The organism is Fictibacillus enclensis, from assembly GCF_030123385.1.
In the GTDB taxonomy this organism is placed as follows: Bacteria; Bacillota; Bacilli; order Bacillales; family Fictibacillaceae; genus Fictibacillus_C; species Fictibacillus_C enclensis.
The window spans coordinates 4515508-4527810 of sequence record NZ_CP126109.1 but is presented as its reverse complement, the minus strand read 5'-3'; the positions used below and the strand labels follow the sequence as shown (position 1 = coordinate 4527810).

The following is a 12303-nucleotide window of genomic DNA, read 5'->3' as shown; positions in this document are numbered from 1 at the left end:
AGTGCGTGGAACAGCCATTGCTTATGATGGAGAATATTTCAAAGTCCTTTAACGGAATCACTGTTCTGGATTCCGTGGGTTTTTCAGTAAAGAAAGGTGAAGTGCATGCGCTGATGGGAGGAAACGGCGCAGGCAAATCGACCTTGATGAAAATATTAACCGGTGTTTATTCAGCTGATCAGGGCGATATTTTTATCGATGGCAAGAAAGTAGAGATCCATAATACGGATGACGCCCGAAACAATTTCATCTCCATGATCTTTCAGGAATTCAGCTTGATTCCTTCATTGACGGTCGCGCAGAATATTTTTCTGACGAGGGAATCAAAAACTTCCTTAGGGCTTCTTAATGATAAACAATGCATCGAGGAAACAGAAAAGCTTCTCGAGGAGTTGGATGTGGACATCCACCCCAATGATATAGTTGGTAATCTTGGCGTCGGTTACTGGCAGATGACGGAAATTGCGAAAGCTCTGTCCCAGGAAACCAAAATTCTTGTGATGGATGAACCGACATCCTCTCTGACCCAAAAAGAAACAGAAATCCTGTTTTCCTTTATTCAAAGGCTGAAAAACAAGGGATATGCAATTATTTACATCTCTCACCGGATGGAGGAAATTTTTGAAATATGTGATCGGATTACCGTGCTGCGGGACGGGAAGTTTGTTGCCACTGAGGAATGCAGGGACACGGATCTGGACACCGTGATCCAGCACATTGTCGGAAGGGATTCCAACAAGGCCTTTGAATGGAAGGAACGGCCGTATTCAACCGATGTCACTCCTGTCCTGGAAGTCAAAAACCTGCAAGCCGGTTCAAAAGTAAAAGATGTCAGCTTCAAGGTATTTCCGGGAGAGATTCTTGGTATTGCGGGATTGATGGGCAGTGGCAGATCAGAGACGGCGAGGGCCATTTTCGGAATCGATGCGAAAGAAGGCGGAGAGATCCTCATTAACGGGGAGCAGAAAACAATCAAAACAGCTCCGGATGCGATTGATGCCGGATTGGCCCTCATTCCAGAAGACCGCCGCATGCAGGGGTTAATTCTTGAGCACAGCGTCAAAGAAAATATTATCCTGCCCATTTTATCAAAATTAAAAAAGGGGCCGGTTCTTGATGAGGCAAAAGCGAACGAAATGGCCAGCCATTTTGTCGAGAAGCTGAGGATTAAGACCGACGATATTTTTAAGACGTCCCGTTTACTGTCGGGTGGAAACCAGCAAAAAATCGTACTTGCCAAATGGCTGGCAAACAATCCCGAGATTTTGATTTTGGACGAGCCTACGATCGGGGTGGATATCGGTGCAAAGACCGAAATCATTGATGTGATCCGCGAGCTTGCTGACAGCGGTAAAGCAATCGTGGTTATATCGTCAGAATTCCCCGAACTTATGGCGCTTAGCGACCGGGTCATCGCCATGCACAATGGCCAGGTCGTGAAGGAATTAAGAAGAACAGAAATCCATTCAGAGGAGGAGCTTCAGCATGCCATCCAAGGAAATTAATGCTCCGGGCCAGGTTGTCTTAGGCAAAAGCAAGCCGCGGCCGGTTCAAAAGTTAGATTGGAGAAACTATATTGTTTATTTTGCATTCATCGGGGTCCTGATTTATTTTTCCATTTCTCTGTTCGATGAAGGCTTCGTCTCAACGGATAATCTGTTGAATATCGCCAGACAAACAGCCATGATCTCGATCATGGCTGTGGCGATGACCTTTGTCATCAGTACGGGAGAAATCGACCTTTCCGTAGGATCAACCACCGCACTTGCTTCTTTAACTGCGGCGCTTGCCATCCAGTCCGGATTCGGAATGCTTGGCGGACTTGTGGCAGGCCTTGGTACAGGGCTTATCGTCGGACTGATTAATGGCTTATTAATCACCAGGTTTGTCATTCCTTCGTTTCTGGTGACTCTCGGGATGATGGGGATCGTTAAAGGGATGGCCATGTGGGTTACCGATACGGCTCCAGTGCCCATCATCAACTCTGCCTTTAACTTTCTGTTTGGTTCGGGAGATATTGGTTCCGTTCCCATTCTATTAGTTTGGACATTGCTTGCCACTGTTGCCGCTCATATTCTTCTGAGAAAAACCTCCTTCGGCCGGCAGACACTCGCCACCGGCGGGAATGAAAGCGCTGCAAGATTTTCCGGGGTCAAAACCCATCGCATCAAATTGATGGTCTTTCTGGGAACAGGATTGGCAGCAGGGTTTGCCGGAATTCTCTACGCCGGTCGCATGCATGCAGGACGCTATACGTTCGGTGATGGTGATGAACTATCGGTTATTGCCGCAGTTATCCTTGGCGGGACGAGTCTTTTCGGCGGGGTTGGTACGGTGATCGGGACATTGATTGGATCCTTGATGATTGGTACCATCAACAACGGATTGATCATCATGGGTCTGGATGTCAGCCAGCAAATGATGATTAAGGGACTCATTATCATCCTGGCTGTAGCGTTTGGAAAGAAAGCGATGAAAAATTAACAGAAGCGCAAAGGAGCATGAAGAGTGGAAAAGATAAAGGTTGGCATCATAGGAACAGGCTTTATTGGGCCCACCCACATTGAAGCCATCAGACGTCTTGGCTTTGTTGAGGTGTATGCCCTGGCTGAAAGCAGCCAGGATTCGGCTGAAGAAAAAGCAGCGAAGCTTGGCATTCCAAATGCTTACGGCGATTATCGTGAAATGCTGAAAAACAAGGAAATCCAGGTGGTCCATAACTGCACACCGAATCATCTGCATTTCGAGATCAACCGCGACATCATTTTGGCCGGAAAGCACGTATTGTCAGAAAAGCCGTTGGCCATGTCCAGCAGGGAATCGGAAGAGCTGCTGGCATTGGCCACGGAGAAGAAGGTTGTTCACGGTGTCAACTTCAATTACCGTCAATTTCCGGTTTTAAAACAGCTCGAAACGATGGTCCAGAACGATGAAATCGGAAAGGTGAACCTGGTGCACGGGAGCTATTTGCAGGACTGGCTTCTGTTCGATACGGACTATAACTGGCGATTGGCACCTGGTACAGGGGGAAGATCCAGAGCGGTAGCCGATATTGGATCCCATTGGTGTGACACGGTTCAATATGTGACCGGGAAAAAAATTGTGGAAGTATTTGCGGACTTGGCCACTGTCATTCCAGTAAGGAAAAAACCGGTGGTGAATGTCTCAACATTCGGCGGCCAGCAAACAGAAGATGAAAGTTACGAGAATGTACCTATTCATACGGAAGATTATGCTTCGGTCCTTGTCCGGTTCAATGATGGAACGAAAGGGGTATTCACCGTTTCACAGGTCAGCGCAGGACGGAAGAACCGGTTAAGCTTTGAACTGAACGGCAGTAAGTGTTCTGCCTATTGGAATCAGGAGGAGCCGGAGAAGCTGTGGATTGGGCACCGTAATCGTGCCAATGAGGTCCTTTTGGCGGATCCTGCCCTCTTCTCGGCGGATGCCAAGTCATCCATCCACCATCCTGGCGGACATAACGAAGGGTGGCCCGATGCATTGAAAAATATGATGCTGAACTTTTACACGTCTATCCGTGATGGACAAACATCCGGAGCTGAGGCCAATTTTGCCACATTTGAGGATGGCCACCTGTCGATGCGCATCACTGAAGCTATTTTGGAAAGCAATGAGCATCAAAAGTGGGTGAAGGTTGGAGCCGGTCAGGAGGTCTTTTCGTGAAAATTGGTGTGTTTACCGTCCTCTACCAGAATCTCTCGTTTGAAGAAATGCTGACCAAGCTTTCGGAAGCAGGCGTTGATGCAGTTGAGTTAGGCACTGGCAATTTTCCAGGAAACAGCCACTGCCATACGGATGAGCTCCTGGATGCTCCTGATAAGCTGAGAGCTTTCCAACGGGCACTGGAAACGAGAGGGATGACAATCAGCGGATTAAGCTGCCATGGCAATCCGCTGCATCCCAACCCTCATGCGGCAAAAGAGGCGCATGATGTCTGGCGAAAAACCGTGTTGCTCGCTGAAAAGCTGGAGGTCCCTGTTATCAACGGCTTTTCAGGCTGTCCGGGAGATCATCTGAACGCCAAATATCCGAATTGGGTAACTTGTGCCTGGCCGCCTGAGTACAAGGAAATGCTTGATTGGCAATGGAACGAGGTCGTCATTCCCTACTGGAAGGTAGAAGCAGCCTTCGCACAGCTTCACGGAATTGAACGAATCGCCCTGGAGATGCACCCGGGATTTGTGGTGTACAATCCGGAAACGCTCCTCAAGCTGAGAGAGCATGCGGGTCCGGTGATCGGTGCCAACTTTGACCCAAGCCATCTCATCTGGCAGGGCATTGATCCTGTTGAAGCGATCAAAAAACTTGGCCGTGAAGATGCCATCCATCATGTCCATGCGAAAGACGTGTACCTTGATCAGGCCAATATCAAGGTCAACGGTGTCCTGGATACAAAGCATTACAGTGAAATATTGGATCGTTCATGGACATTCCGGTCCGTCGGATACGGTCATGACGAAAAAATGTGGAAGGATATCATCAGTACACTTCGTGCGGTCGGGTATGACTATGTCATCTCCATTGAACATGAAGATATGCTGGCTTCCATTGATGAAGGATTAGGCAAAGCCATTTCTTTACTTAAACGAAACGTATTCAAAGACAAAGCGGCCGAATTATGGTGGGCATAAACAGAAATTCACTGAAAGTACAGGAGGGACAACGTATGACGATGCAAGCTGCCTTTTTTCCAGGTAACAAGAAAGTAGAAATACGTGAAGTGGAGATTCCGGTTCCCGGTCCGGGTGAAGTGCTGATCAAAATGAAGGCTTCGGCCATTTGCCGGAGCGATATGAGCTTGTACTATGGCAGCTCCGTTTTCTCGGGCGACTCCACATGTGGCTGTCATGTTCCGGGCCATGAACCAGCAGGGGTCATTGAGAAGGCAGGGGAGGGAGTTTCCCAATTTCAAGCCGGTGACCGTGTCGCAGTTTATCTGGCGGTCGGCTGCGGGGAATGCCCTTCCTGCAGGAGCGGCTACAAGATGTTTTGTGAGGAATTTAAATGCATTGGGTTTGACGCTCATGGCGGGGATGCAGACTACATGGTGGCTCCGGCTGAAAACTGCATGAGACTGCCGGATGAAATGGACTTTATTACAGCCGCTGTTTCAACTGATGCAGTTGGAACCTTGTACCACGCCCAAAAACGATTATCCGTATCGGGAAGAGATACGGTTGTGATCTTCGGCATGGGTCCCATGGGAGGAGCCGGGGTGATGATCGCAAAAGCACTCGGCGCGCGAGTGATTGCGGTCGATATGATCCACGAGCGGCTGGAGGTCGCCAAAGAGCTGGGAGCAGACCATGTCATCAACGGTGGCGAAGCTGATGTACTGAATGAGATTGCCCGCATCACCCATGGCACGGGAGCAGACGCGGCGATCGACTGTTCGGGAAGTCCGTATGCCGAAAACAATGCGCTGGACTGTGTCAGAGCCCACGGCAGAGTCGCTTTTATAGGAGAAAGCAGGGAAACAACGATCAAACCGAGTGACCAGCTCATCCGCAAGCAGATTACGTTAATTGGCTCATGGTACTTTCCCATCCATGAGTATGACGAAATTGCAGATTTTATTATCAAAAAAGAATTGCCTGTCGAAAAGCTGGTGACGCACACATTTAAACTCGAAGAAGCGGAACGCGCCTTCCAACTCTTTGATGAACGGAAGACAGAAAAGGCGGTCTTTGTTTGGGAATGACCCATTTCAAGAGGGAGGAGATGCAGAAGTGAAAGGAATATCTTTTAATACATGGGTGTACAGCAGTTTTCCGGTTTGGGTACCTTCCTATCCGTTGGATGAGGTCATCAGCAGGCTGTCTTCCTTTGGCTATGATGCGATCGAAATCGGGTGTGCGAGCCCCCATGCCTGGCCTGATTATTTATCAGGCGACAGAAGGCAGGAGGTGCTCAAGCTTCTAAAGCAAAAGAATTTGAAGGTATCGGCAATGCTTCCTGCACCAGGGGGCGGTCCCGGCATGAATGTCAGTTCTCCGCTTGCCGAAGAGCGGGAATTCACGATTAATCATTACAAAAAGATCGTGCAGCTGGCTCATGAATGGGAGTGTCCGACTGTCATCTATGTTGCGGGCTGGGTGGTTCATGGAACCTCACAAAAGGACGCCTGGAATTACAGCCTGGAAGGATTGGGAGAAGTGGCGAAATTTTCGGAGGAGCTTGGCATAACACTGGTGGTCGAACCCACTCCCGCGGACAGCAATCTTATTGAAACAGCGGATGATGCTCTGCTGTTAAGCGAGCAGACAGGCGCCTCTAATGTAAAAGTCATGTTTGATACCTTCCATGCTCTCTATCGAAACGAAGTGCCCAGTGACTATATCTACCGGATGGCCGATCAGCTGCACCATGTTCACATTTCGGATAATGACCGCCTTCCTCCCGGACAGGGCAGAGGGGACTTTGATGCCGTAATAAAGGCTTTAAAGGATATTAAATATGACGGCTACTTGTCCATGGAGGTTGGGTTTCATACCAGACAGTCGGAACCAGACTGGTACGCCAAAACGTCGATTGAGTTTTTGAAATCGAAGCTGCAGGATGAACGAAAGATTGTGAGTTTATAAAAGTTAAAGGGGAGAGATCGAAATGGCGCAAAAAATTAAAGACCATAACGGTGAACACGTTATCCATGGCCGTGAAACAGTAAATGGTGTTCGACTTCACTACTATACAGCTGGACAAGGGGAACCGGTTGTCCTCTTGCATGGTGTTCCCAAGACGTCGTATTACTGGCGCAATGTGGTGCCGAAGCTATCCGGGAACTATACGGTTGTCGTACCTGACCTTCGCGGGTTCGGGGATTCGGGCCGTACGCTCGATGGCTATGATATGCCCAATATGGCCGAGGATATTGCTCAGCTTATGACGGCGTTGGGCCACGAAACGTTCTATCTTGTAGGTGAGGATTGGGGAGCGGCAGTTGCTTATGCGTTGACGGCGAAATATCCTGAACGAGTAAAAAAACTAGTGTATCAGGAAATGCTTCTTCCCGGGTTCGGTCTTGAAGAGTGGTCCCATTTAACACTTGAGAATGTAAAAACAAATCATTGGATTTGGCATATCAATTTTTACAATGTGCGTGATTTTCCTGAACTTTTAATTAGCGGTCGTGAAAAAGCCTATTTTTCTCACTTTATTAGACATGAATGTTATGACCCTACCGCGATCACTGAGGAAGCCATTGATGAGTATGTGCGTTGCTATTCTGCACCTGGCGGGCTCCGTTCCATGTTCGAAGTCTATCGTGCCACATTTCAGGATGCTGAATTTTTCCTGGAAGCATCGAAAACGAAGCTGCAAATGCCGGTACTTGCCCTGGGCAGCAAATATTTTATAGCTGAAGAGTGTACAAGGGAAATGAACCTGGTTGCCGAACATGTAGAAGAAGTAATTTTGCCGTGGGGCCATCAGTTGGCCGAAGAATGTCCGGAAGAATTGAGTCGTGTATTGCTCGATTTTATAGGAAAATAAACAAGCTATAAATCTCTTTTTGAAAGCGATTTAAATGATAAATATAAAAGGAGAGTAGATGCAAATGGCAGAGCTTAGCTCATATGGAGGCAATGTGAATCGAACGTTTGAGGCAACGGGATACTTCAGACTTGAGCGCGAAAATGAGCGCTGGTGGCTTGTTGATCCGAAAGGGAATCAGTTCGTGACCGTCGGGGTTAATCATGCGGATGAAACCAATTTAAAGTATGACCATAACTTTGATATCTGGAAAACGAAATACGGCTCACGGGAAAATTGGATCAAAGGGTTAAGCGAAGATCTTAAAAGCTGGGGGTTCAACACAATCGGCTGGACAGGGGACTATATCAGCGGAGACTGGGGAGTAGCCCTTGATTGGTTCGGTGATCCGATCAACCTGGGGCATTCACAAAGCTGGTCAGCGGCCGATTATAAGCATGCCGATATGCCGTATTGCTTACAAATAAGGGTTTCTGAATTTGAGGATTGGAATGGACATCCGGTGTATCCTGACGTCTTTTCCCATGAATTTGAAATGTATTGTGACTATCTGGCGCGGAGCATCTGTGCCGACCATGCCGGCAGCAAGAATTTAATCGGGTATTTTCTTGTCGATATTCCGGCATGGATCCGCCATGCAAGCGGCAGTGATTTTAAACAGCTGGAAGATTTAAACGAGCAGGAACGCAGCAGTAAACTATACGAGGTAGCGGCGAAATATTACGAAACCATCACAGCAAGCATCAGAAAGTACGATACTAACCACCTGATTCTCGGGGACCGGTTTAACGGCAACAAAGGAATCCCGGAGGAGGTGCTGAAAGCCATGAAACCTTATGTTGATGTGCTGTCGGTCCAATACTTCACAAGCCCGGATGAAGCGGGTTACCAGCAAATGAAGGAAGATCTTGCCCGGTGGCAAGCCATCGCTGACAAGCCTGTTGTCATCGCAGATATCGGAAACTGGTGCAAAACGCATATGAATCCCAACCGCGTAAGTGACATTCATGATCAGGCAGGACGAGCTGACGATTATATCGCCTCACTGAACACGGTTCTTCATGAGCCATGGTTCCTTGGCTGGCATTGGTGCGCCCATCTCGAGAACAAAGCAAGAGGATGGGGAATCAAAGATCCATACGACGAACCTTACGCTGATTTTGTTGATCCAGTCAAAGACTTTAACAAAGGTGTCTATCAAAAGATTGAGGATCGTGTAAAGCTCTAAGAATAAGAGCGGTTTTTTCCAAGAAGGCCTGTGACTGACTGCAGGCCTTCTATTTTCTTTGCAGATTAATCACTCCTATATTCCTTTAATCGTGCAGCATTGGTTTCAACTTGTTGATAATATGGGTTAATCGATCAGCATTTTTGTTGTATACTCTTTGAGCATCCTTAGATTCGGTTTGCAGCGCAAACATTTCTAAATCGGCCTGACATTTTTTTAAGGAGGCTAAGAGTAATGGCTTTTCCTGGGGAGAAGGCACTTGGATTTTATCATCAAAAAGATCCATCGTTAACTGGCCATATGAATCAACTTGAGCCAAAAAGACATTATCGAGAGAAACTCCGGCTTTATCTAGTTCCTCATTTAACCACCCTCGGTTTAATCCACGATTGGACAGGGGCTCATCTAAAATGTTTCCATCCATAATGACAGTTTGGGGTTCTTTGATAGGGGCAACTTTAATTTGAAGATCTTTTGCAGTAAGAGGCTGGTTTTCCTTTTTTAATAAAACACTCAGATGTCCATTCGGCTCTAGTAAAGCATATTCAACGTCAGATACTTCAAAGACATTTTTATCGCGAAGCTGTTCAAGCAATTCATCAATGGTATACCGTTCCTTTTTTAAATTATCCTCCATTATTTTACCGTCTTTTATTATAATTCTTGCCTTACCCTCTGCAAAATCCCTTATTTTTTTACTTTTCATGGAAAAAAGTCCAATGGCAAAAGGAACCAACGACCAAATGCTCATACTAATGAGACCATGTATGATATTTCGTTCCAATCCCATCGTGACTTCTGCTGCAATACTTCCTATGGTGATCCCAGTTACATATTCAAAAAAAGACAATTGTGATAATTGTTTTTTGCCCAGGAACCATTTTGTTAATAAAAAGAGGGTGATCAAAAAAATAAAGGAACGTACAACAATATCTACCCAATCTAACATAACAATCTCCTTTTATCCCGAATTTCTATTTCCCTTTATATTGTGGTTCTTCGGATTCAAGCTGTGCGATTCTTTGTTTTAAATCTGAAATCGCTTTTCCCACCTCTAACATACACTCATGAAATAATTTTTTCGCATCGTCTTCAGAAGATTTTTGCGCTAAATTACTCAGTGTTGCTTCTGCTGCTTTTAACGTTACCATGCATTGTTTGACATTGGATGCTACTGTCATTTGCGGACCTCCCTTATCCTTTGGGTTTAAATAGTAATGCTCCTATCATTCCAAAAATGATGGCTGCGGATATACCCGCACTTGTTACCTTAAACATTCCGGTGATCACACCAATAATTCCATGTTTTTCCGCTTCTGCCATGGCTCCATCCACAAGAGCATTTCCAAAGCTTGTAATTGGAACCGTTGCACCGGCTCCTGCAAAATCCATTAAAGGCTCATATAAGCCCACCCCGTCAAGAATCGCACCCACGACAACTAAAGTGGCCATTGTATGAGCAGGAGTCAATTTAAAAACATCAAACATAATCTGGCCGATCACACAAATCGCCCCACCAATGACAAAAGCCCAGAAAAAAATTGCCATTTACTCTTCACCTCCATATTCGATGGATACCGCATGAGCAATGCAAGGAATCGTTTCCTTTTGCTGAAAAGTTAAAGGAGATAGAAGAGCGCCTGTTGCCACGACAAGCATTTTCTTAAATTCCCCTTTTTTCATTCGATTTAATAAATGCCCGTAAACCACCGTTGCAGAACATCCACAACCGCTTGCTCCAGCCAGTACAGGTTGTCCTTCCCGGTAAATCATTTTTCCGCAATCTTGAAATTGCCCCTTCTTGAAAGACAAACCGTGTTTATTCATTAAGTCGAGAGCGATATGATGGCCGATTTTACCTAAATCACCTGTAACAATGAGGTCATAATAGGAAGGTTCTATTCCACAATCTTTTAAATGTGCCTCAATGGTATCTACAGCTGCTGGTGCCATAGCCCCGCCCATATTAAATGGATCAGATAGTCCCATATCGACCACTTTACCAATCGTTGCAGAAGTCACGCGAGGTCCCTTTCCCTTGTCACTTAAGAGGGCACTTCCGGCTCCAGTTACCGTCCATTGGGCGGTTGGCGGTTTCTGCCCGCCATATTCTGTCGGATATCGAAATTGTTTTTCTACCGCAGCATTATGACTTGCAGTTCCAGTCAATAAGTACTTTGCGCCTTTCCCATTAACGATCAATGCACCTAGAGCGAGACCTTCCATTGAAGTGGAACACGCGCCGAATAATCCTAAGTAGGGAGCTTCCAGTGTTCTGCAGGCAAAACTCGTCGACGTAATCTGATTAATGAGATCCCCGGCTAAAATAAATTGAATATCTTCTTTTTTTAGACCGGCTTTTTCAATCGCAGTGTCACAAGACTCTTCAAACAAAACCGTTTGTGCCTGTTCATAAGAATCTTGGCCGAGCCATAAATCTTCGTGAAGGAGGTCAAAGTCTTCAGCGATTCGCCCATTGGCTTCAAAGGGTCCCCCGACCGTTCCGGTTGAGATAATCACAGGCTTATTTTCAAACACCCATGTCCGATGTCCATTTAACATTTAAAAACCTCCATATTGAATAATAAGGGTTTTAATGATGGCAATAACGAATGCAGAAAATACACCAAATAAAATAACTGAGCCTGCTAACTTAAACATGTTGCTGCCGACACCAAGAACAAATCCTTCTGTCCGGTGCTCGATCGCAGCGGAGATGACAGAATTTCCAAAACCCGTAACCGGCACCGCTGTACCCGCCCCACCAAACTGTGCCATCCGGTCATAGACTCCAAATCCCGTTAACAGCATAGAAATGAAAATTAAAGTAGCAACAGTCGGATTCCCTACGTTTTTTTCTGTAAAATCAAAATAATTGATATACATAAAGGAAATGAGCTGTCCTACTAAACAAATAAAACCACCCACGAAAAATGCTTTAATACAATTGGATAGTACGGGTCGTTTGGTTTCCCTTTCTTCTTGAAATTTTTGATATTCTTGTTGAACAGGCGTTACTTCTTTGTTGTTATTAGCCATTAAAAGGTTTCCTTTCTACAAAAAGAATTTTTTATGCTTCGTCCGTCGCTTTAGCTTTTATCTTTTGAAGTTCTTTATCAATTTTTTTCGAGTTCATTTTTGGTTCATCTACTTTATTTTCCAATTCCTCAAGTTTTTTTAAAATTTTTTGATCGGTACTGACATACACTTTCAGGTCGGGAAATTGTTTCTCCAGCCGTTTTTTAATTTTCTTTCGCAGACTTTTTAACTGAAAGCGTTCTAAATGTTTTGGTTTTGCCGCCACAAACATCTCCTTATCAGAGTTTACTGCTTTAACATCGATGATTTCTTCCATAGAAAGAATCTCTTTTTTTGCCTTTTGAGAAGCAGACTGTTGGGTTTGGACATAGGCAATTTTAGTTGAATTTTCATTCTTTTTTTTACTTTCCTCTTTTGGTTTATTACAGCCGCTATTCAGTAGGAGTAAAACCAAAAGAGGGATCAAAATACCCTTTGGTTGAATTTTTCTCATACGATCACCCGTTCCTCAAATATGTAAAAAA

The 12303-nt window shown here is 45.6% G+C and carries 14 protein-coding genes; 8 read left to right on the top strand and 6 right to left on the bottom strand.

What is annotated here, in order from left to right; translation table 11 throughout:
• The first annotated feature begins 5 nt into the window (after positions 1-5).
• The 8 genes from QNH15_RS23430 (at position 6) to QNH15_RS23395 (ending at position 8740) form a co-directional block, all read left to right on the top strand.
• Positions 6-1505, top strand: a complete 1500-nt coding sequence (locus QNH15_RS23430; RefSeq protein ID WP_283890939.1) for a sugar ABC transporter ATP-binding protein — start codon at positions 6-8, stop codon at positions 1503-1505.
• Positions 1486-2484 (top strand): ABC transporter permease, encoded by a 999-nt coding sequence (locus tag QNH15_RS23425; RefSeq protein WP_283890938.1) that lies wholly within the window; start codon positions 1486-1488, stop codon positions 2482-2484. The genes QNH15_RS23430 and QNH15_RS23425 overlap by 20 nt, the downstream gene beginning before the upstream one ends.
• 24 nt (positions 2485-2508) lie before the next feature.
• Positions 2509-3684: a Gfo/Idh/MocA family protein gene (locus QNH15_RS23420; RefSeq protein WP_283890936.1), complete on the top strand. Its 1176-nt coding sequence runs from the start codon at positions 2509-2511 to the stop codon at positions 3682-3684.
• Positions 3681-4652: a sugar phosphate isomerase/epimerase family protein gene (locus QNH15_RS23415; RefSeq protein ID WP_283890934.1), complete on the top strand. Its 972-nt coding sequence runs from the start codon at positions 3681-3683 to the stop codon at positions 4650-4652. The genes QNH15_RS23420 and QNH15_RS23415 overlap by 4 nt, the downstream gene beginning before the upstream one ends.
• Positions 4653-4687: 35 nt before the next feature.
• Positions 4688-5722, top strand: a complete 1035-nt coding sequence (locus tag QNH15_RS23410) for a zinc-dependent alcohol dehydrogenase family protein (protein ID WP_283890932.1) — start codon at positions 4688-4690, stop codon at positions 5720-5722.
• Between the two features lie 28 nt (positions 5723-5750).
• Complete coding sequence (locus QNH15_RS23405; protein ID WP_283890931.1) at positions 5751-6605, top strand: sugar phosphate isomerase/epimerase family protein; 855 nt, start codon at positions 5751-5753, stop codon at positions 6603-6605.
• 22 nt (positions 6606-6627) lie between these two features.
• Positions 6628-7512 carry an alpha/beta fold hydrolase gene (locus tag QNH15_RS23400; RefSeq protein ID WP_283890930.1) on the top strand — a complete coding sequence of 295 codons (885 nt, stop codon included), beginning with the start codon at positions 6628-6630 and terminating at the stop codon, positions 7510-7512.
• A gap of 64 nt (positions 7513-7576) precedes the next feature.
• Positions 7577-8740: a hypothetical protein gene (locus QNH15_RS23395; protein ID WP_283890929.1), complete on the top strand. Its 1164-nt coding sequence runs from the start codon at positions 7577-7579 to the stop codon at positions 8738-8740.
• An 85-nt stretch (positions 8741-8825) separates the two neighbouring features.
• Here the strand turns inward: QNH15_RS23395 and QNH15_RS23390 are convergent, their stop codons facing one another.
• The 6 genes from QNH15_RS23390 to QNH15_RS23365 are packed head-to-tail and all read right to left on the bottom strand — an operon-like array spanning position 8826 to position 12272.
• Entirely contained in the window at positions 8826-9689 is an 864-nt protein-coding gene (locus tag QNH15_RS23390) for a DUF421 domain-containing protein (RefSeq protein WP_283890928.1), read from the bottom strand.
• Between the two features lie 25 nt (positions 9690-9714).
• Positions 9715-9921, bottom strand: a complete 207-nt coding sequence (locus QNH15_RS23385; protein WP_283889890.1) for a DUF1657 domain-containing protein — start codon at positions 9919-9921, stop codon at positions 9715-9717.
• 13 nt (positions 9922-9934) lie between these two features.
• Complete coding sequence (gene spoVAE, locus QNH15_RS23380) at positions 9935-10288, bottom strand: stage V sporulation protein AE (protein ID WP_091004498.1); 354 nt, start codon at positions 10286-10288, stop codon at positions 9935-9937.
• Positions 10289-11302, bottom strand: a complete 1014-nt coding sequence (gene spoVAD / locus QNH15_RS23375) for a stage V sporulation protein AD (protein WP_283890926.1) — start codon at positions 11300-11302, stop codon at positions 10289-10291.
• Positions 11303-11779 (bottom strand): stage V sporulation protein AC, encoded by a 477-nt coding sequence (spoVAC, locus tag QNH15_RS23370; protein ID WP_091004493.1) that lies wholly within the window; start codon positions 11777-11779, stop codon positions 11303-11305.
• A gap of 31 nt (positions 11780-11810) precedes the next feature.
• Complete coding sequence (locus QNH15_RS23365; RefSeq protein WP_283890924.1) at positions 11811-12272, bottom strand: YhcN/YlaJ family sporulation lipoprotein; 462 nt, start codon at positions 12270-12272, stop codon at positions 11811-11813.
• Positions 12273-12303: the final 31 nt, after the last annotated feature.